The following is an 18510-nucleotide window of genomic DNA, read 5'->3' as shown; positions in this document are numbered from 1 at the left end:
ACCCTCCGCAGCGGTGCCCGCCACGAGGCAGGCACCGGGGAGATCGATGGCGACAGTATCGCCCGCGCGCTTCTCAGGGCCTGAGAAGCGCGGCACGGAACGGCTTATTCAGCGTTGCCGGACTGCGGCACGCGCCGCACCTGGGAGAGGTCGTAGCCGAGCGCGGCGATGCGGGTCATCGCGGCCTGGTAATCCGCATCGGAGATGGTCGGGGTGCGCGCCATCAGCCACATGTAGTCGCGCTTGCTGCGGCCCACGATGGTCTGCTTGTAGTCCGGATCCAGGTCCACGATCACGTACTCGGCCTGGATCGGCCAGATGAACTGCATGCCCCAGATCGCGCCGCCGGTGCCTTCCTTGACCGTCCCGACCGGGTGCATGGTCTTGATCGGTGCCTGGAAGCTGCCCTTGCGATAACGGAAGGTGGTCTGGATGCGGCCGTCCGGACGCAGTGCGTAGGACTCCACGGCATCGAACGCTTCACGTTCGGGCCGGCTGGGGATATGGGCGATCACATACCAGTCGCCCATGAAGCGCGGCACGTCCACATGCGCCACGGGGGGGATCGGACGGGTGTTGCCGCTGCAGCCGCCGAGCATCATGCCGACAACCAGCAGGGGAACGAGAGCACGGATGGACATGACGGCTTCCTCCAGGAACGTGGGGTGATCACGGACGGTTGAACAGGTAGTGGGCCACCTGCCACTGCTGGCCCTGCTGGTAACCGAACAGCTCGGCGCAGGCCATCCAGAACATGCGCCAGCGCTGATGCCACAGCGCGGCCGAGGCGTCGCCATAGGTCTGCCGCAGCACCGCCATCACGGCCTCTTTCTCACGGTCCTGGTTGGCCAGCCAGTGGTTGGCGGTGCGCTCGTAGTGGGTACCATCCAACAGCCAGCGCTGCTGCAGCTGCAGATGCTGCTGGAAGAACAGCAGGGTATCGGCCGCCGGCATCAGGCCACCGGTGAAGAAGTGGCGGCCCATCCAGTTGTCGTCGCCCTCGGTCTCGAACGGGTACATCAGCGTGCGGTGCACGAAGATGTGCACGAACAGCTTGCCCTCCGGCCGCAGCCACGAGTGGATGCGCTGCAGCAGCTGCGGATAGTTGCGCATGTGCTCGAACATTTCGATCGAGACACAGCGATCAAAGGTCTCGGCATCGAGCGTCAGGTGATTCACATCACGGGTCAGCACGGTGACGTTGATCAGGCCACGTGCACGACACTGCCCCAGAATGTACTCGCGCTGGCTGTTGGAGTTGGAGACGGCGGTGATCTGCGCGTTCGGATAGCGCTCGGCCATCCACAGTGTCAGCGAACCCCAACCACAGCCCAGCTCAAGAATATGCTGCCCATCGGCCAGCTGTGCGCGTTCGCCGTACAGCGCGAGCATCGCCTCTTCGGCTTCGTCCAGGGTTTCAGTGCCGGTGGCGTAGTAGCAGCTGCTGTACTTCAGGCGCTTGCCGAGGCAGCGGTGGAAGAACTCGGCCGGCACTTCATAGTGCTGGCGATTGGCCGCATCCACGTGCAACGCCACCGCGCTGCTGGCCAGCCCGGCGATGCGCGCGGCAAAGCGCTGCGACTGGACCTGCTGGCCGCCGGCAAGCTCTTCGCGCAGGCGCTGCTCGCACTGGCGGCGGATGCCGAGCCGCAACAGCGTATCGGGCAGCACCCCGCGTTCGGCCAGGCCGGTCAGGCCCGGTGCGTAGTCCGGCAGCGGAAGACGGTCACTGGCGACATTCATGGTGAAGATTCCTTGCGGGCAGACGACGAACGGGAGGGGAACCACGGAAACAGCATCGGCGTGGTGCGTTGGTATTCGCGGTAATCCTCACCGCGCGAGCGCAACGCCTGCGCCTCGGTGAAGGGGATACCGCTGACCCAGCGCAGGAACACGTACATCACCAGCGGGCCGGACCAGGCCAGCCACCACAGCGGCGACTGCACGGCCAGCAGCACGTAGGTGAACCAGTGCAGCCATTCAAAGAAATAGTTGGGATGCCGCGAGTAGCGCCACAGCCCATCGCGGCAGGTCTTGCCCTTGTTGGCCGGATCGGCGCGGAAGCGCGCCAGCTGACGGTCGGCCAGCGATTCGCCGCCCACGCTCAGCAGCCACATCGCCACGGCCGCGATCCCCCAACCCCAGCCATGTGCTTCCGGATTCACCGACACCGCCACGAAGGGCAGCGCGAACAGCACGATCAACAGCGCCTGGAACTGGAAGAAGCCGAAGATCTTTCCCTGGTGGCCGTTCCAATGCTTGCGCAGATGCTGGTAGCGGCCGTCCTCGGGCTCGCTGCGCACGCGGTGCCAGAGGTGCAGCGCCAGGCGTGAACCCCATAGCCCGCCCAGCACCGCCAGCGCGATCCTCGGCATCGCCGCGCCATCGCCGAGCAGTGCCAGCAACAGGGCAGAGGCGCCCACACCCTTGGCCCAGAGCACATCGACCACGCCGATGTTCTGGTGCCGGCGCTGCCACCACCAGCCCCAGGTCATGATCACGGCGGCGTACAGCCACACCACCCACAGCATCTTCATCGTGTGTCTCCTGGAGCAAGTGTGGCGAGGGGTACCGCGCGGGTCTGCCAATGACGGGCGCACGCCGCAAGCACCGGCAGTGCGATCGCCCAGCCGAGGCCGAGCAGCAGCACGCCGTGCCACTGCGGCGCGGCGAACACCACCGACGACCAGCCGCGCGCGGCGGACAGATATGCCAGCGGGGCCAGCAGCAGGCCAACCAGCGCTGCCGCAACCAGATGCCGCTGCAGCACCGCGAATGACACCGTGAGCGTCATCGCGAACGCGGCCCACAGCGCGAGGATCCAGGCCGGGGCGATCCACGTGGGATCATTGCCGGCCGCGTACAGCACCCACCCAGAGGCGCCGGCCAATCCGTCAACGAGCAGCCCGCAGCCGAGCGCGACCAGCATCAGCCTGACTTCAACTGACGGCTGCGCGGACCAGACCAGCTGACTCCCCACGTAAACCGCCGCTGCCACCAGCGCGGGCCAACGCAGCCCGTGACCGGCGCCGATCACGGCGCACAGCCAGACCAGCTGGTTGCCGATCACGTTGGCCCAGAAACGTGGCACCTCAGGCCTCCCCGGCAATCAGTGCGGGCCGGTAGCCCGGACGCGCCATCAGCAGGTGCGAGACGCCGATGGAGCGCTCCAGGAAGCCACCTTCGCAGTACGCCAGATAGAACTCCCACATGCGGATGAAGCCCGCATCGAAGCCCTGTGCACGCACCGCCGGCAGCTGGGCCAGGAAGCGCTGGCGCCACGCACGCAGCGTCAGTGCATAAGACGGGCCGAAATCATGCTGGCCGATCAGCTGCAGGTCGCTGCTGCGGGTCTTGGCGGCGACGATCGCATTGATCGAGGGAATGAAGCTGCCGGGGAACACAAAGCGCTTGATGTAGTCGACGCTGCGCCGCGCCTGCTCGTAACGCTGGTCTTCGATGGTGATGGCCTGCAGCAGCGCCAGGCCATCGTCCTTGAGCAGGCGGGTCAGCGTGGCGAAGTAGGTGTCCAGGTACTGCGCGCCGATCGCCTCGATCATCTCGATGGACACCAGCTTGTCGTACTGGCCCTCCAGATCGCGGTAATCCTTGAGCAGCAGGGTGACCTTGTCCTGCAGCCCGGCCGCCTCGACCCGCTGCCTGGCCAGCGTGTACTGCTCCACCGAGATGGTGGTCGTGGTGACGTGGCAGCCGATGTGGCGGGCCGCGTACAGCGCGAAGCCGCCCCAGCCGGTGCCGATCTCGACCACGCGATCGGCCGCGGTGAGCTGCAGCTGCTCGCAGATGCGGGCCAGCTTGCGCTCGGACGCCGCCTCCAGCGTGTCGTCCGGGCTGGCATACAGCGCCGAGGAGTACATCAGGTCCGGCGACAGGAACAGCGAGAAGAACGGATTGCCGAGGTCATAGTGCGCGGCGATATTGCGGCGGCTGCCTTCGCGCGTGTTGCGACGCAGCCGGTTCCAGCCTTTCAGCAGCCAGCCGCCGATGCGCGCCGGGCCGCCCTCCATGCCATCGAGCAGATCGCGGTTGCGCACCAGCAACTGCACCAGCGCGACCAGGTCATCGCAGCGCCAGTCACCGCGGATGTAGGCCTCGCCTGCACCCACGCTGCCCTGCGCGGCCACCGCGCGGTAGAAGCCGGGGTCGTCCACCCACACCGTCACCTGTGGCAGGGCGTCCGGATCGCCGATCACCACATCGCCCACGGCATCGCGCAGCCGCAGATGCCCGCCGCGCAGCGGTGCCAGTTGCGCCAGCAGTCGCCCGCGCAGGAATCCTTCAAGGGCGGACGGTTGCGGCACGGCCACCGCACGGGTCATGTCGTTCATGGGGATTTTCCGGCAAGAGATGGATGGTCGTGAACGGGGTTGCGCTTGAGCCACAGGCGCAGCGCCTGCCAGTGGATCGCGGCAACCACCTTGAGGGTCATCAGCGGGTAACGCAGCAGCACGCCGGCCAGGCCACGACCGGTGAGCGGATGGCGCTGCATCACCAGGTCGGCATCGAACTGGCACACGCCCTCGCGCCACACCTGCATATGCACGTGCAGGTCATCACCCGGCGCGGTGAAGCGCCAGCGGTACTCGCAGTCCATCTGCATGAAGGGAGAGACGTGGAACTGCTTGTCGAAGGACCAGCACAGCGCGCGGCCCTGGGCATCGGCCTGCGCCACCGGCAGTACGTAGGCGTGGCGCTCCTTCCACGGCGTGTTGGTGATCTCCGCCACGATGCTGTCCAGCGTGGTGCCATCGGCGGCGTAGCAGTAATAGAAGCTCACCGGATTGAACACATGGCCGGCGTAGCGCGGATGCGTGAGCAGGCGGATCGGCCCGGCGGGCGCGCGGCCCAATGCCTCGGTGATGCGGGCGCGCACGGCATCGGCCAGCGGTTGATCGGGCGCGCCGAGATAGTCACTGCGGCGGAACTCGACCACGTTGCGACGGCCCACCGACCACAGCCAGCGCCGCTCGAACAGACGCGGCAGTTCGTCCAGGTCCAGCAGCAGCTGCGCGATCGGATAGCCGAACGCATGCGCATGCGGCGCGTGCCGCCGATGGCGCATCCAGCCACGGTAGATCGCACTGGCGGTCATGCCGGCAGGGCCTCGGCCAGCGGCCAGTAAGACTCTGCATCCAGCGCCTGCAGCGCATCGACCACGCGGCGGGCACTGCGGATGCCATCTTCGTGGAAACCCCAGCCCCAGTACGCACCCGCGAACCAGGTACGGCGATGGCCCTGGATCTCGGCCCAGCGCTGCTGCGCCCGCACCATCGCGTGGTCATGCACGGGGTGGGCGTACTGCAGGCGGCGCAGCACGGTGGCCGGATCGACCGCCTCGCTGCGGTTGAGCGTGACCACCAAGGGCGTCGGCGTGTCGATGCCCTGCAGCAGGTTCATGCAGTAGCTGACCGTGCACGGTGCGAGCGCATCGCGCGGCACATGCGCATTCCAGGCGGCCCAGGCCTTGCGGTCACGCGGCAGCAGGCTGGCATCGGTATGCAGCACGACCTCGTTGGGCTGGTAGCGGATCGCGCCCAGCACCGCGCGCTCGGTGAGATCGGCATCAGACAGCAGCGCCAGTGCCTGATCGCTGTGACAGGCCAGCACCAGCTGGTCGAAGCCTTCCAGGCCGGCAGCGCTGTGTACGCGCACGCCATGCTCGTGCCGCTCCACGCCGAACACCGGACACTCCAGGCGCTCGCGCACTTGCCAGCGGCGGCGCAGTGCATCGACGTACCTGGCCGAACCGCCCTGCACCACCCGCCACGGCGCGCGCCCGGTCATCTGCAGCATCTGATGATTGGCCATGAACTGCACGAGATAGCGCGCCGGGAAGGCGGCCAGGCTGGCGGTCGGCGACGACCACAGCGCCGAGGCCATCGGCAGCAGATGCTCGTCGATGAAGGTGCGGCCATAGCGGCCCTTGGCGAGGAACTCGCCCAGCGAAGGGCCGTCGTCCTCGCGCTCCAGCAGCGCAGGCGCCTCGCGGTAGAACCGGCGCAGGTCGCGCAGCATGCCCCAGAAGCGCGGCGAGACCAGATTGCGGCGCTGACAGAACAGGGTGTCCAGCGAGGTCGCGTTGTACTCCAGCCCGCTGCGCTCGCTGTGCACCGAAAAACTCATCGTGGTCGGCTGCGAAGCCACCCCCAGCTCGTCGAACAGGCCGGTCAGCAGCGGGTAGTGTGCGGGGTTGAACACGATGAAGCCGGTGTCCACCGCCTGCGTTCGCCCATCCACCTCCACCTCATGCGTATGGGTGTGACCCCCGAGGTAGTCATTGGCCTCGAACAGCGTCACTTCATGCTGCTGGCTCAGCCACCACGCACTGGAGAGGCCGGCGATACCCGATCCGATCACGGCGATCCGCATGTCAGTGCTCCGCCTTGGCCAGCACCCAGGCCGGCACGGGTTTGAGATCACGCACCAGCCCGAGCGCGGCCATCGCACGCAGGCCATACCAGGTGACATCCACTTCCCACCAGTAGAAGCCCTGACGCGCGGTACCCGGGAAGAAGTGGTGGTTGTTGTGCCACCCTTCGCCGAAGGTCAGCAGGGCAAGCCACAAGTTGTTGCGGCTGTCGTCACCCGTGTTGAAACGCTGGCGGCCGAAGCGGTGCGCCAGCGAGTTGATGGTCACCGTGGCGTGGAACAGCACCACGGTGGAAATGAAGAAGCCCCACACCAGCATCTGCCCACCGGTAGTTCCCCACGACGGCGCGATACGCTCCAGCAGCGCACCCAGCCCGAACAATGCGGCGGCCAGCGCGATCGGCACCAGCGTGTCGAAGCGATCCAGCCAGCGCAGCTCCGGGTACTTGGCCAGATCGGGGATGCGCGACCAGTCGGTGCGGAAGCCTTCGACCGTGAGGAACCAGCCCATGTGGCTCCACCAGAAGCCATGCACCGAGGGCGAGTGCGGATCGGCGGCGGTATCGGTATGACGATGGTGATTGCGGTGATGGGCGGCCCACCACAACGGGCCGCGCTGCACGCTGGAGGCGCCGATCAGCGCGAAGATGAACTGCACGGCCCGCGACGTCTGGAAGGTGCGGTGGGAGAAGTAGCGGTGGTAGAAGGCCGTGATCGCAAACATGCGCACCGCGTACAGCGCGACCGCCACGCCGACCGCGACCCACGACACGCCCACCCAGATCACCGCCAGGCAGGCCAGGTGCATCGCGGCGAACGGGATCGCCCGCACCCAGTCCACACGCTGTGGCTGGTCCGTCGCGACAGCCGCATCGGTGCGGGTGTCGAACCAGCGCAGCAGCGTCGCCCAGCGACGTGGCTGTGCGGTGCGTCCTGCGTCCGGGGTGGGGCTGTCCGACATGACTCGCTTCTCCTGAGGCGTTAACAGGAGATACGACAGGGCACGACGTTTGGATGCACGGATCCGGAAAAAAACCGCGACTCCGTGCGATTACAGGTTGGCGATGTCGCCCTTGGCGATGATCGGGCCGGTCGGAATGCCTTGTGGCGCACCGCTCGACGGTTCCAGCGTGATCGCCAGCACCGAGCCGTTCACAAGCGCATCACGCAGCGTGTCCGGTACGGCAACGGTATGCGCGCGGTCGATGGAGACCAGGCCCAGCGAACGCGGTGCGCCGCCGGCCGGGATCAACCACAGCTCGGGGGCACGGCCGGCTGCATCGGCCGCGGCCGGGACGGGCACCATCAGCACCTTGCCCTGGGCCTTGTCGACGGAGGCCAGCCACCCTGGCGTGCCATCGTCGTGCAACAGCGGTGTGACCGGCTTGGTCGCCTGTTCCGGCTCGGCCGGCGTCGTCGGCTCGGCCGGCGTCGTCGGCGCGGTCGGCGTGACCGCCACCGGCGTCGGCGCAGGTGCGTTGGGCTCCAGATCGCGGCGACTGAACACCGCCACCAGGGCCAGCGCGGCGGCCAGCGCTGTCATGCCCTGCCAGAAACCGGTGCGCTGCCAGACCCGGGGCGAGGCGGTCGTTGCTGCGGGCCAGCCCAGTGACGTGCGGATGCGGGGCCACAGATGCGCAGGCACCGCTTCACTGCCGAACGATTCGAGCAGCGGCGCAAGGCGGTTCTCCCACTGCGTCACCAATCGCGCAAAACCGGCATCGCTGGCGATGCGGCGTTCAACCTCGGCACGCTGGGCGGCATCCAGCACGCCCAGCACGTATTCCCCGGCCAGGATGTCGGCACTCGGCGGCTCGCCGTCGTCGTGCAGATCGTGGAGGTCGCGGACGTTCATCGTTCCAGACACACCCGCAGTTGACCCAGCCCACGACGGATCCAGCTCTTCACCGAGCCCAGCGGCGAACCGATGCGGCGCGAGAGTTCTTCATAGCTGGCGCCATCCAGGAAGGCCAGCCGGATCAAGGACCGACGACGCGGTTCCAGGCTCTCCAGACAGTCCTGCAGGCGCGCGTGGTCGGAGGCCTGCTCGGCGGCGTGCGCAGGCTGCGGGGCGACATCGGGAATCTCCTCCGCCACGGAGAGGTCATCCAGCGCGCGCGGCGGCGCGGCCCGCAGGCGGTCGATCGAGCGGTTGCGCGCCATCATCGACAGCCAGGTCATGGCCGCCGCCTTGGCGCGGTCGAACTGCGCCGCCTTGTTCCAGACCGTGATGAAGACGTCCTGCAGCACCTCTTCGGCATCGCCGCGGTCGCGTAGCACATGCAGGCAGATCGCGAACAGGCGTCCCGAAGACAATTGGTAGACCGATTCGAACGCCTGGCGATCACCGCCGGCGACGCGGACGAGCAGCTCGTCCAGACGGTGTGATGCGGCGGTGGCGGCGTCCAGCTCGGGCATTGCAGGCTCAATGTCGATAACGGGCGTATCGGCATCCTCCCTGCTCCCGCCGCTGTCTGCAAGGGGGCACTCAGGCACCGCATGTCTTCACCAGCGGCTGCGTACGCGCGGCGGACAACTCGGCCGCAGGCGTGGCAACGGGAGCCGCCGGAAACTCGACCCGCACCTGCGGGTACTTGCCCTTCTCATCGCGCACGTTGCCGGTGCCGGTGAACTGCAGCAGCCGCTGGTCCGCGGTGGCATAGACCAGGGTGACCGGGGGCACCGCGAAACCGAACCACGCATCGAGCTTCATCTGCAGTTGCTCGGCCGGTTGACCCTGCCACGTCACCGCGCCGGTGCGTTGCAGTTTCAGCGGCACCAGGCGCTGACGGCTGGGCAGCAGGAACTGGAACGCCACGCTCTGCCCCGCCTGCAACGCCGCCCAATGGCTGCGCACCGCCGCGTCGAAACCGGCATCCACCACCGCGCCCGGCGGAACCGCGATCGCGCGGCTGAACGTCGGTGCCTGCGCGCTGGCGCGGACCGATACCTGGCGGGTGGCGGCACCGCCGCGCACACCTTCCTGATAGCCGTCGCGGCCATCGTCCAGGGTGAAATCCGGCGTCTGCGGGCTGCCCTGCGGGGTCATCCACTTGCGTGCGAAGGGGCGCCCATCGCTGCAGCGGTACAGCACCAACCGCGACTGTGCGCTTGCCGGCCCCTGCAGCCAATGGGTCTCGCGGTAGAGCAGGCGCCCATCGGCGGTGGCGTACGCGCGGCCTTCCTGGCGCTGCACGGTCTGATCGGCGGCACTTACGGGGGCGGCAATCACCGACAGCAGCAGGATCAGGCAGGGCAAGGGCTGGCGCATGGGGGTCCAAACGGGCGGGCTTGCAGGGAGATACGCAGTTGGCAGTGGTTTGGATGCAGTGGGGTGAATCGGGCAGACGACTTGACCATCGCTCGCCTTCGGCCTACCTTGTGCTCGCCGAAGGTATCCATCGCTTCATGCAGATGAAGGGATGGATTTAAACGGGAATCCGGTGAAGGCGCATCCCGCGCCCATTCCGGAGCTGCCCCGCAGCGGTGAATGGAAACGACTCCTGCCAACAGCACTGGGCCTTCGCGCCTGGGAAGCGGCAGGTACTAGGTGGGCGTTCGCGCCCGTGTCCATCAGCCCGAATACCGGCCCCGGCCGGAGGACATGACCGTCCTCCGATTCGACCTGGAACGTCCGCGGGGAGGTTGCCGGGGCCTGCCGCCATGCCGCCTGCCTGGCGCTGCCCCCGTGCGTCCGCTTCACGGCATCCGGTTCGCCCGCGGGGGCGAAGGTCGCTGGCGGGGCGAAACGGGCTGCAAGGCCCCGGACGGCGCGCGGTTCCTTCGTTCCTCAATGCCCCTACGCAATGAGGACACGTTCCAATGACCACTGTTACCAACCTGGGTTTTCCACGCATCGGCGCCAAGCGCGAACTCAAGCGCGCGCTCGAAGCCTTCTGGTCCGGCGAGAGCACCGCCGCGTCGCTGCAGGACACCGCGGCCGAGCTGCGTGAACGCCACTGGCAGCTGCAGCGCGAGGCCGGCGTGGATGTGCCGCCGAGCAACGATTTCAGCCTGTATGACCAAGTGCTCGATGCCGCCTTCCTGTTCGATGCGATCCCGGCCCGCTACCGCGCGCTTGCCGATGCCGAGCCGCTGAGCGGCTACTTCGCGATGGCGCGTGGCCTGCAGCGCGATGGCATCGACCTGCATGCGCTGGAGATGACCAAGTGGTTCGACACCAATTACCACTACCTGGTGCCCGAACTGCATGCCGGCCAGACCTTCACGGTGCGCGGCGACAAGCCGCTGGCCGAGTACCGCCAGGCCAAGGCGCTGGGGATCGAGACCCGCCCGGTGCTGATCGGGCCGGTGACCTTCCTGCGGCTGTCCAAGACCACCGATGGCAGCAAGGCGCTGGACCTGCTCGATGCGCTGCTGCCGGTGTACGTGCAGCTGCTGGGCGAGCTCAAGGCCGCCGGCGCTTCGTGGGTGCAGCTGGATGAGCCGCTGCTGGTGCAGGACCTGGACGAGGCCACACGTGCTGCCTTCGAGCATGCCTACGCGGTGCTGTCCCAGGCTGCCCGCCCCAAAGTGCTGGTGGCGACGTACTTTGGTGCGCTGGAGGACAACCTCGCCCTTGCCGCCTCGCTGCCGGTCGATGGCCTGCATGTGGATCTGGTCCGTGCGCCGGAACAGCTCGATGCGGTGATCAAGGCGCTCCCGGCCGGTCGCGTGCTGTCGGCCGGCCTGGTCAACGGCCGCAACATCTGGCGCACCCATCTGGACAACGCCCTGGTGCTGGCGCGCTACGCGCACGGCCATGTCGGCAGCGATGCGCTGTGGCTGGCGCCGTCGTGTTCGCTGCTGCATACCCCAGTCGATCTGGACCACGAAAAGAAGCTCGATGACGAACTGCGCAGCTGGCTGGCGTTCTCCAGGCAGAAGCTCGGCGAGCTGCGCGTGCTGGCTGATGCGATCGATGCGCCGGCGCGTGCCGAAGCGCCGCTCGCCCATTCGCGTGCGTGCATCGAATCGCGCCGACGTTCGCCGCGCGTGCACAACCCGGCCGTCGCCGCGCGTCTTTCCTCGCTGACCCCGGCCGATGCACAGCGCCACAGCCGCTACCCGCAACGCCACCTCGCCCAGGCCGCCGCGCTGAAGCTGCCGCGCTTTCCGACCACCACGATCGGTTCGTTCCCGCAGACGCTGGAGGTGCGTGAGGCACGTGCCCGCAACAAGTCCGGCAAGCTCTCCGATGCGGACTACGATGCGTTCCTGGCCACCCAGACCGAACACTGCGTGCGCGTGCAGGAGCAGATCGGGCTGGATGTGCTGGTGCACGGCGAGTTCGAGCGCAACGACATGGTCGAGTACTTCGGCGAGCAGCTCGATGGCTTTGCCTTCACCAAGAATGGCTGGGTGCAGAGCTACGGCTCGCGCTGCGTGAAGCCGCCGGTGATCTTCGGCGATGTGACCCGTCCGCAGCCGATGACAGTGCGCTGGTCGCAGTATGCGCAGTCGCTCACCCAGCGGCCGATGAAGGGCATGCTGACCGGCCCGGTGACGGTGCTGCAGTGGTCGTTCGTACGCGACGATCAGTCCCGCGCGGACACCTGTCGCCAGATCGCACTGGCGCTGCGCGATGAAGTGACCGACCTGGAAGCGGCCGGGATCGGCGTGATCCAGATCGACGAGCCGGCGATCCGTGAAGGCCTGCCGCTGCGCCGTGCCCAGTGGCGCGAGTACCTGGACTGGGCGGTGGAAGCGTTCCGGATCAGCGCCAGCGGCGTGCGCGATGCGACCCAGATCCACACGCACATGTGCTATTCCGAGTTCAACGACATCATCCACTCGGTGGCTGCGATGGACGCGGACGTGATCTCGATCGAAACCTCGCGCTCGCGCATGGAGCTGCTGGATGCCTTCGTGCGCTTCCAGTATCCCAACGAGATCGGCCCGGGCGTGTACGACATCCACTCCCCGCGCGTACCCGACAAGGCCGAGATGCTGGCGCTGCTGCGCAAGGCCGCCGAGGTGCTGCGCCCGGAGCAGATCTGGGTCAACCCGGATTGCGGCCTGAAGACCCGTGGCTGGCCGGAAACCCGTGCTGCGCTGGAAGCGCTGGTCGCCGCCGCGCGCGAACTGCGCGAGGAAACCGCCGACGCCAACGCCGCCTGATCCGACCCTTGTAGACAGCCCCAAGGACCCCATCGCCGCCGTTGCCGGCGGTGGGGTCGACGAGAAACGCATGAACCCGCATGACCTGACACCGATCGACCGCCCGACCCTGTCCCTTCCCGACGGCCACACCAGGCTGCTGCTGCATTCGTGCTGCGCGCCGTGCTCGGGCGAAGTCATGGAGGCGATCACCGCCTCCGGCATCGACTACACGATCTTCTTCTACAACCCCAACATCCACCCGGTGAAGGAATACGAACTGCGCAAGCAGGAGAACATCCGCTTCGCCGAGAAACATGGCGTGCCGTTCGTCGACGCTGACTACGACACCGACAACTGGTTCGCCCGCGCCCGCGGCATGGAGAACGAACCCGAGCGCGGCATCCGCTGCACGATGTGCTTCGACATGCGCTTCGTGCGCACCGCGCTGTATGCGCACGAGAACGGCTTTGCGGTGATCAGCAGCTCGCTGGGCATCTCGCGCTGGAAGGACATGAACCAGATCAACGATTGTGGCCACCGCGCCGCCGCACATTACCCGGGCATCCAGTACTGGGATTACAACTGGCGCAAGGGCGGCGGTGCCGCGCGGATGGTGGAGATCAGCAAGCGCGAGCAGTTCTATCAGCAGGAATACTGCGGCTGCGTGTACTCACTGCGCGACGCCAACCGCCACCGTCGCGAGGCCGGCCGCGAGCGGATCAAGCTGGGCGTGCTGTACTACGGCGACGGGACCTCGAAGCAGGGCGACGCCGACTGACCGTTGCGGGGGCGTCGGCTAGACTGGGCGCCCCCACAGCCGTGAAGCCGCCATGAGCCGTTACCCCGCCGATGTCGCGTTGGTCGTGATCGACCTGCAGCCGGACTTCATGCCCGGTGGTGCACTGGCCTGTGTGGACGGCGATGCGATCGTGCCGGACATTGCCGCTTTGCTGGCCGAACGCCGGTACGCCACCGTGGTGGCGACCCAGGACTGGCACCCGGCCGACCACGCCTCCTTTGCCAGCCAGCACCCGGGGCATCTCCCGTTCGAAGCGATCCTGCTGCACGCCCAGCCGCAGACGCTGTGGCCGGACCACTGCGTACAAGGCAGTGACGGCGCGGTGCTGCACCCGGGCGTGGACTGGACGGTGGCCGACCTGATCCTGCGCAAGGGCACGCGCCAGCAGGTGGACTCCTACAGCGCGTTCCGTGAGAACCATGGTCCCGACGGCACCCGCCCCGCCACCGGCCTGGCCGGCTGGCTGTATGAGCGCGGCATCCGCGAGGTGCATGTGTGCGGCCTGGCGCGCGACTACTGCGTGCTGTGGAGCGCGCAGGACGCGGTGAAATCCGGGTTCCGGGTCAAGTTCCATTGGGACCTGAGCCGGCCGGTGACCGAAGCCAATGATGGGATGGTGCGCGAGGCGTTGGCGAAGGCGAAGATCGCGGTCATCTGACAGGCGAACCCGGGCGCCGGCCGGAACGGCGTACCGACCAACGGTCGGTACCTACCGGATCAAAGAACGACCGTCTGGTGCCGGCCGTGCGCTGGTAGTGTCGGCCGCTGGCCGGCTCCCGATACCGTTTGGGGCGTGCGATGAGCCGGCCAGCGGCCGGCACTACCGGAGCGTCATGCCGACCAAAGGCCGGTACCTACCGGTCAGCGGAAGACGACGGTGCGATGCCCGTTGCGCAGGATCCGATGCTCCACATGCCGGCGTACCGCGCGCGCCAGCACCTGCGATTCGGTGTCGCTGCCCAGCCGCACCAGGTCGCGCGGCGTCATCGCGTGATCCACGCGCGCCACGTCCTGCTCGATGATCGGGCCTTCGTCCAGATCCGGGGTCACATAGTGCGCGGTGGCGCCGATGATCTTGACCCCGCGCGCGTGCGCCTGGTGGTACGGCTGCGCGCCTTTGAAGCTGGGCAGGAAGCTGTGGTGGATGTTGATCGCCCGCCCGGCCAAGGCCTCGCACAGGCGCGGCGACAGAATCTGCATGTAACGCGCCAGCACCACCAGGTCGATCTGCTCGCGTTCGACCAGGTCGATGATCTGCTGCTCCTGCACGGCACGGTTGTCCGCGTTGACCGGCAGGTGATGGAACGGCACGCCGTAGGACCCAGCCAGGGCGGCGAAGTCCTCGTGATTGGAGGCCACCGCCGCGATGTCCACCTGCAGCTGCCGGCTGTGCGCGCGGAACAGCAGGTCATTGAGGCAATGCCCCTGCTTGCTGACCAGCACCAGCAGGCGCGCACGGCGGCGGGCATCATGCAGCTGCCAGTCCATGCCGAACTCGGCGGCCAGCGTGGCCATGCGCGCTTCCACGTCGCCCAATGACTGCTCGGCGGCACGGTCGAAATGCACGCGCAGGAAGAACCGGCCGCTCTCGTCGTCGCCGAACTGCTGGGCATCGAGGATGTTGCAGCCCAGCTCGAACAGCAGGCCGGACACACGGTAGACGATCCCGGTACGGTCCGGGCATGAGAGGGTGAGGATGGAATCGGGGCGCATCCTTTCAAGTGTAAAGGAGCGCCCGGATCCGCGGCACGGTTGCTCTCAACTGCAACCATTCGGCACGGCCATCTGCGTTACCGCGGCGGATGCACCGTCCACGCCACCAGCCGCATCACCACCGGGCGCACCATGAGCACGCAGCAGAACGCCGTCGGCATCGCCAACTGGTAGGCGCCAAGCACGCGCGCGGGGTAGTCCGCGCCGACGCCGGCATTGGCGGCGGTGATCACCAGGCACATCAGCATGGCCATGATCGAGGCCATGAAGAAGGCGAACACGAACGGGGTGGCGCGGGCGCCGAGCTTCCAGCGGCGCATCGCCACAGCCTGGGGAGCGGTCATGCGTAGGGGTCCTTTGAGCAGGCAACCAGCGGTTGCGGGACCGGCACGATAGCCAGCGGCCAGAAGGCCCGGTAGACCGCGCCGGCTTGGCGCTTTATAAAGCAATTCTTTGCAATGACCATGGAAAATGGCCTTCAGCATGAACATTCTCCAGTCAATCCGCAGTTTCATCCGCACCGCCGATGCCGGCAGCCTGGCCGCAGCCGCCCGCACGCTGGGCATCAGCCCTGCCGCGGTTGGGCAGAACATCGCGCGGCTCGAAGCCCACCTCGGCGTGCGCCTGCTCAACCGCACCACCCGCCACCTCGCGCTGACCGAGCGCGGCGCGGTCTATCTCGCCCAGGTGCGCCACATCGAGCGTGATCTGCAGCGGGCACAGGCCGCCGTGACCGATCTGGATGCCACGCCCGAAGGCCGGCTGCGCATTGCCAGCAGCGCGGCTTTCGGCCGTCATGTGCTGGCGGCGCTGATGCCCGCATTGCAGGCACGCTATCCACGGCTGGCAATCGAACTGCTGCTGGCCGACCGCAGCGTCGACCATGCGCATGAAGACGTTGACGTCAGCATCCGCATCGAACCGCAGCTGGAAGAAGGGCTGGTCGCACGGCCCATCGCGCAGGTGCCGTTCGTGGTCTGCGCGGCACCGTCGTATCTCGCGCGTGCCGGCATCCCGCTCACGCCAGAGGCGCTGCGCGAGCATCGCTGTCTGCTGTTCCGCTATCCGCTGGACGGACGCTACCTGCGCTGGGGCTTCGTGCGGGACGGCATGCGCTTCGATGCCGAGGTGACCCCGGCACTGGCCAGTGATGACATCGACGCGCTGGCCGCGATGGCGGTGGCCGGTGGCGGCATCACCCGCCTGGCAGCGTTCGTGGCGGCGCCCTATCTCGCGCGCGGCGAACTGCAGGCGTTGTTCAAACCCGGCGATCCGCAGAGCACCCAGGCCTCACCGGAACCGATGCGGTTGTTCCTGTGCGTCAGCGATCGCCGTGATCTGACGCCCAAGGTAAGGGCGCTGATGCAGCACATCATCGACGGGCTGCCGCCGGCGTGGCGGGTGGACGTCGGCTGAGCGCAGGGGCGCCCGGGATGCCGGCCAGCGGCCGGCACCCCCTTCAGCCTGTCAGCGTTCCGGCGCGATGAACACGCCGCGGGCTTCGCGCGGTTCGCAGCGCAGGTACTGCGGTGCCGGGGCGACCGAATCGCCGAGCGCCGCAGCGGCATGCCACGGCCAGCGCGGATCGTAGAGGATGCCACGGGCCAGCGCGATCGCATCGGCATGACCATGCCGCAGGATCGATTCGGCCTGCGAGGGCTCGGTGATCAGGCCCACCGCGATGACCGGCATGCGCAGCTTGTGCGCCTTGATCGCCTGCGCAAACGGCACCTGGTAGCCCGGCGACAGCGGAATCTGCTGGCGCGGGTCGTTGCCGCCGCTGGACACATGCAGGAACTGGCAACCGCGCGCGTCCAGCACGTGCGCCAGGGTCGTGGTCTGTTCGATATCCCAGCCGCCCGCCACCCAGTCGCTGGCGGAGATGCGCACACCCACCGCGATGCGGTCGGAGACGGCCTCGCGCACGGCATCGAACACGCGCACCAGCAGGCGCATGCGGTTCTCCAGCGAGCCACCGTAGTCGTCCTCGCGGCGGTTGCTCAGCGGCGACAGGAACTGGTGCAGCAGGTAACCGTGCGCGGCGTGCAGTTCGATCAGATCCATGCCGACGCGTTCGGCGCGACGGGCCGCAGCCGCGAAGGCTTCAACCACGGCATCGATACCGGCCAGGTCCAGTTCGGTCGGCGTCGGATCGGTCTTGGCGAACGGCAGTGCGGACGGCGCGACCGTGGGCCAGGCGCGCGGATCGGACGGGTCCATCGCACCGCCGCCTTCCCACGGCTTGTTGACCGAGGCTTTGCGCCCGGCATGGCCCAACTGCACGCCCAGCGGCATCGGCGACCACTGTTTGACCGAGGCCACGACCGAGGCCAGCGCGGCTTCGGTGGCGTCATCCCACAGACCCAGATCGGCCCAGCTGATGCGGCCTTCCGGCAACACGGCGGTGGCTTCCAAGATCAGCAGGCCGGCACCGGACTGCGACAGCTGCCCCAGGTGGATGCGGTGCCAGTCATTGGCGAGCCCGTCGGTGCAGGAGTACTGGCACATCGGCGCGATCACGATGCGGTTGGGCAGGGTCAGCGGGCCGAAGGGGATGGAGGAGAAGAGCTGGCTCAAGGGGGGAACTCGGGAAGAGGAAATGGAACCGGACGCCATTGCACTCCTGTGCGGCGGCGGAGGCAACCGTGCCAATGGATCAGTGTTTCGTAGCGGCTCAGGCGGCGGCAGTTCCCGGCAGCAGAAAGGCCAGCGCCTCGGCGCAGGATTGGTCGACTTTCAGGCTCAGCAGCGCGTCGGCGCGGGTAAGGCCACGGTTGAGCGCAGCGATCGGCACCCCGGCCTGCGCGGCCGCCTGCACGAAGCGGAATCCGGAATAGACCATCAGCGAGGAACCGACCACCAGCACCGCATCGGCCCGCTGCAGATGGTCGTGAACGGTGGCGACCCGCTCGCGCGGCACGCTTTCACCGAAGAACACCACGTCCGGCTTGAGCACCCCGCCGCATACCGGGCAGGCCGGCACCTGGAAGGCGGAGAAATCCATCTCCAGATCGGCATCGCCGTCGGGCGCCTGTCCGGCCTCCAGATGCTCCCAGCCGGGGTTGAGCGCCAGCAGCCGGTGCTGGAACGCCTCGCGCGGGGTGCGTGCGTCACAGCCCATGCAGCGCACCTGGTCCAGCCGCCCATGCAGATCGATCACCGCCTCACTCCCCGCCCGCTGATGCAGGCGGTCGACATTCTGGGTGAGCAGCAGCTCGACCTTACCCCGGGCTTCCAGCGCGGCGAGCGCGGCATGCGTGCTGTTCGGCTGGGCCCACCCGAACCGGGGCCAGCCCAGCAGACTGCGCGCCCAGTAGCGCTGGCGCGTGGCCAGTTCACCCATGAAGGCCTGGTAGGTGACGGGCGGACTGCGCTTCCACTGGCCATCGGCATCGCGGTAATCCGGGATGCCCGAATCGGTGCTGCAGCCCGCGCCGGTCAGCACGAACAGGCGCTGGGCGCGGTCGATGAACTCGGCGAGAGGTGTGCTCATGATCAGCAGATGG

At 67.7% G+C, this 18510-nt stretch carries 19 protein-coding genes and 1 riboswitch; of the genes, 4 read left to right on the top strand and 15 right to left on the bottom strand.

Translation table 11 applies throughout. The features are described 5' to 3' along the window. Positions 1-104: 104 nt before the first annotated feature. The 11 genes from K4043_RS16500 to K4043_RS16450 form a co-directional block, all read right to left on the bottom strand. Positions 105-641, bottom strand: a complete 537-nt coding sequence (locus tag K4043_RS16500; RefSeq protein ID WP_259260518.1) for a lipocalin family protein — start codon at positions 639-641, stop codon at positions 105-107. 28 nt (positions 642-669) lie between these two features. Next, positions 670-1743 carry a class I SAM-dependent methyltransferase gene (locus K4043_RS16495; RefSeq protein ID WP_123731113.1) on the bottom strand — a complete coding sequence of 358 codons (1074 nt, stop codon included), beginning with the start codon at positions 1741-1743 and terminating at the stop codon, positions 670-672. Beyond that, positions 1740-2537: a DUF1295 domain-containing protein gene (locus tag K4043_RS16490; protein WP_265309970.1), complete on the bottom strand. Its 798-nt coding sequence runs from the start codon at positions 2535-2537 to the stop codon at positions 1740-1742. The genes K4043_RS16495 and K4043_RS16490 overlap by 4 nt, the downstream gene beginning before the upstream one ends. Further along, on the bottom strand, positions 2534-3091 hold the full coding sequence (locus K4043_RS16485) for a DUF2878 domain-containing protein (protein WP_265309969.1): 558 nt from the start codon (positions 3089-3091) through the stop codon (positions 2534-2536). The genes K4043_RS16490 and K4043_RS16485 overlap by 4 nt, the downstream gene beginning before the upstream one ends. 1 nt (position 3092) lies before the next feature. Then, a complete protein-coding gene (locus K4043_RS16480) occupies positions 3093-4349 on the bottom strand; it encodes a cyclopropane-fatty-acyl-phospholipid synthase family protein (protein WP_265309968.1) in 1257 nt (418 codons plus the stop codon). Beyond that, complete coding sequence (locus K4043_RS16475; protein ID WP_123731109.1) at positions 4346-5113, bottom strand: DUF1365 domain-containing protein; 768 nt, start codon at positions 5111-5113, stop codon at positions 4346-4348. Before K4043_RS16475 ends, K4043_RS16480 begins: the two co-directional genes overlap by 4 nt. Then, entirely contained in the window at positions 5110-6390 is a 1281-nt protein-coding gene (locus K4043_RS16470) for an FAD-dependent oxidoreductase (protein ID WP_265309967.1), read from the bottom strand. Before K4043_RS16470 ends, K4043_RS16475 begins: the two co-directional genes overlap by 4 nt. 1 nt (position 6391) lies before the next feature. Continuing rightward, positions 6392-7351 (bottom strand): acyl-CoA desaturase, encoded by a 960-nt coding sequence (locus K4043_RS16465; RefSeq protein ID WP_265309966.1) that lies wholly within the window; start codon positions 7349-7351, stop codon positions 6392-6394. 90 nt (positions 7352-7441) lie between these two features. Further along, complete coding sequence (locus K4043_RS16460) at positions 7442-8245, bottom strand: anti-sigma factor (RefSeq protein ID WP_265309965.1); 804 nt, start codon at positions 8243-8245, stop codon at positions 7442-7444. Beyond that, positions 8242-8808 (bottom strand): sigma-70 family RNA polymerase sigma factor, encoded by a 567-nt coding sequence (locus K4043_RS16455; protein ID WP_265309964.1) that lies wholly within the window; start codon positions 8806-8808, stop codon positions 8242-8244. The genes K4043_RS16460 and K4043_RS16455 overlap by 4 nt, the downstream gene beginning before the upstream one ends. A 70-nt stretch (positions 8809-8878) precedes the next feature. Then, positions 8879-9661, bottom strand: coding sequence for a hypothetical protein (locus tag K4043_RS16450; protein WP_123731105.1), 783 nt, complete (start codon positions 9659-9661; stop codon positions 8879-8881). A gap of 104 nt (positions 9662-9765) precedes the next feature. Continuing rightward, a riboswitch (cobalamin riboswitch) is annotated at positions 9766-9999 on the top strand. 213 nt (positions 10000-10212) lie between these two features. Here K4043_RS16450 and metE point away from each other — a divergent pair. From metE to K4043_RS16435, 3 genes are all read left to right on the top strand, one after another. Continuing rightward, complete coding sequence (gene metE / locus K4043_RS16445; RefSeq protein WP_265309963.1) at positions 10213-12510, top strand: 5-methyltetrahydropteroyltriglutamate--homocysteine S-methyltransferase; 2298 nt, start codon at positions 10213-10215, stop codon at positions 12508-12510. Positions 12511-12580: 70 nt separating this feature from the next. Continuing rightward, complete coding sequence (locus K4043_RS16440; RefSeq protein WP_265309962.1) at positions 12581-13270, top strand: epoxyqueuosine reductase QueH; 690 nt, start codon at positions 12581-12583, stop codon at positions 13268-13270. 52 nt (positions 13271-13322) lie between these two features. Continuing rightward, entirely contained in the window at positions 13323-13949 is a 627-nt protein-coding gene (locus K4043_RS16435) for a nicotinamidase (protein ID WP_265309961.1), read from the top strand. A gap of 203 nt (positions 13950-14152) precedes the next feature. Here K4043_RS16435 and purU read toward each other — a convergent pair whose 3' ends face one another. Together purU and K4043_RS16425 are read right to left on the bottom strand one after the other, a co-directional pair. Then, on the bottom strand, positions 14153-15004 hold the full coding sequence (gene purU / locus K4043_RS16430) for a formyltetrahydrofolate deformylase (protein WP_121044317.1): 852 nt from the start codon (positions 15002-15004) through the stop codon (positions 14153-14155). Positions 15005-15081: 77 nt separating this feature from the next. After that, complete coding sequence (locus K4043_RS16425; RefSeq protein ID WP_123731102.1) at positions 15082-15348, bottom strand: DUF2798 domain-containing protein; 267 nt, start codon at positions 15346-15348, stop codon at positions 15082-15084. Between the two features lie 139 nt (positions 15349-15487). Between K4043_RS16425 and K4043_RS16420 the strand changes: the two genes are divergently transcribed. Then, complete coding sequence (locus K4043_RS16420; protein ID WP_265309960.1) at positions 15488-16420, top strand: LysR family transcriptional regulator; 933 nt, start codon at positions 15488-15490, stop codon at positions 16418-16420. A 51-nt stretch (positions 16421-16471) separates the two neighbouring features. On the opposite strand, the gene K4043_RS16415 is transcribed toward K4043_RS16420, so the two are convergent. Beyond that, entirely contained in the window at positions 16472-17620 is a 1149-nt protein-coding gene (locus tag K4043_RS16415) for an NADH:flavin oxidoreductase/NADH oxidase (RefSeq protein ID WP_265309959.1), read from the bottom strand. A gap of 58 nt (positions 17621-17678) precedes the next feature. Continuing rightward, on the bottom strand, positions 17679-18497 hold the full coding sequence (locus K4043_RS16410; RefSeq protein WP_265309958.1) for an NAD-dependent protein deacetylase: 819 nt from the start codon (positions 18495-18497) through the stop codon (positions 17679-17681). Between the last annotated feature and the right edge of the window lie 13 nt (positions 18498-18510).

Origin of the sequence: Stenotrophomonas sp. SRS1, from assembly GCF_026130205.1 — a bacterium.
Classification (GTDB): domain Bacteria; phylum Pseudomonadota; class Gammaproteobacteria; order Xanthomonadales; family Xanthomonadaceae; genus Stenotrophomonas; species Stenotrophomonas rhizophila_B.
Note: the sequence above shows the minus strand (reverse complement) of the source record. Positions and strands in the feature narration are given on the sequence as shown.

What these genes read in the sequence shown, in the direction of transcription:
- K4043_RS16500 (WP_259260518.1), bottom strand. Translation starts at nt 641, where the DNA reads ATGTCCATCCGTGCTCTCGTTCCCCTGCTGGTTGTCGGCATGATGCTC.
- K4043_RS16495 (WP_123731113.1), bottom strand. Translation starts at nt 1,743, where the DNA reads ATGAATGTCGCCAGTGACCGTCTTCCGCTGCCGGACTACGCACCGGGC.
- K4043_RS16490 (WP_265309970.1), bottom strand. Translation starts at nt 2,537, where the DNA reads ATGAAGATGCTGTGGGTGGTGTGGCTGTACGCCGCCGTGATCATGACC.
- K4043_RS16480 (WP_265309968.1), bottom strand. Translation starts at nt 4,349, where the DNA reads ATGAACGACATGACCCGTGCGGTGGCCGTGCCGCAACCGTCCGCCCTT.
- K4043_RS16475 (WP_123731109.1), bottom strand. Translation starts at nt 5,113, where the DNA reads ATGACCGCCAGTGCGATCTACCGTGGCTGGATGCGCCATCGGCGGCAC.
- K4043_RS16470 (WP_265309967.1), bottom strand. Translation starts at nt 6,390, where the DNA reads ATGCGGATCGCCGTGATCGGATCGGGTATCGCCGGCCTCTCCAGTGCG.
- K4043_RS16465 (WP_265309966.1), bottom strand. Translation starts at nt 7,351, where the DNA reads ATGTCGGACAGCCCCACCCCGGACGCAGGACGCACCGCACAGCCACGT.
- K4043_RS16460 (WP_265309965.1), bottom strand. Translation starts at nt 8,245, where the DNA reads ATGAACGTCCGCGACCTCCACGATCTGCACGACGACGGCGAGCCGCCG.
- K4043_RS16455 (WP_265309964.1), bottom strand. Translation starts at nt 8,808, where the DNA reads ATGCCCGAGCTGGACGCCGCCACCGCCGCATCACACCGTCTGGACGAG.
- K4043_RS16450 (WP_123731105.1), bottom strand. Translation starts at nt 9,661, where the DNA reads ATGCGCCAGCCCTTGCCCTGCCTGATCCTGCTGCTGTCGGTGATTGCC.
- metE (WP_265309963.1), top strand. Translation starts at nt 10,213, where the DNA reads ATGACCACTGTTACCAACCTGGGTTTTCCACGCATCGGCGCCAAGCGC.
- K4043_RS16440 (WP_265309962.1), top strand. Translation starts at nt 12,581, where the DNA reads ATGAACCCGCATGACCTGACACCGATCGACCGCCCGACCCTGTCCCTT.
- K4043_RS16435 (WP_265309961.1), top strand. Translation starts at nt 13,323, where the DNA reads ATGAGCCGTTACCCCGCCGATGTCGCGTTGGTCGTGATCGACCTGCAG.
- purU (WP_121044317.1), bottom strand. Translation starts at nt 15,004, where the DNA reads ATGCGCCCCGATTCCATCCTCACCCTCTCATGCCCGGACCGTACCGGG.
- K4043_RS16425 (WP_123731102.1), bottom strand. Translation starts at nt 15,348, where the DNA reads ATGACCGCTCCCCAGGCTGTGGCGATGCGCCGCTGGAAGCTCGGCGCC.
- K4043_RS16420 (WP_265309960.1), top strand. Translation starts at nt 15,488, where the DNA reads ATGAACATTCTCCAGTCAATCCGCAGTTTCATCCGCACCGCCGATGCC.
- K4043_RS16415 (WP_265309959.1), bottom strand. Translation starts at nt 17,620, where the DNA reads ATGGCGTCCGGTTCCATTTCCTCTTCCCGAGTTCCCCCCTTGAGCCAG.
- K4043_RS16410 (WP_265309958.1), bottom strand. Translation starts at nt 18,497, where the DNA reads ATGAGCACACCTCTCGCCGAGTTCATCGACCGCGCCCAGCGCCTGTTC.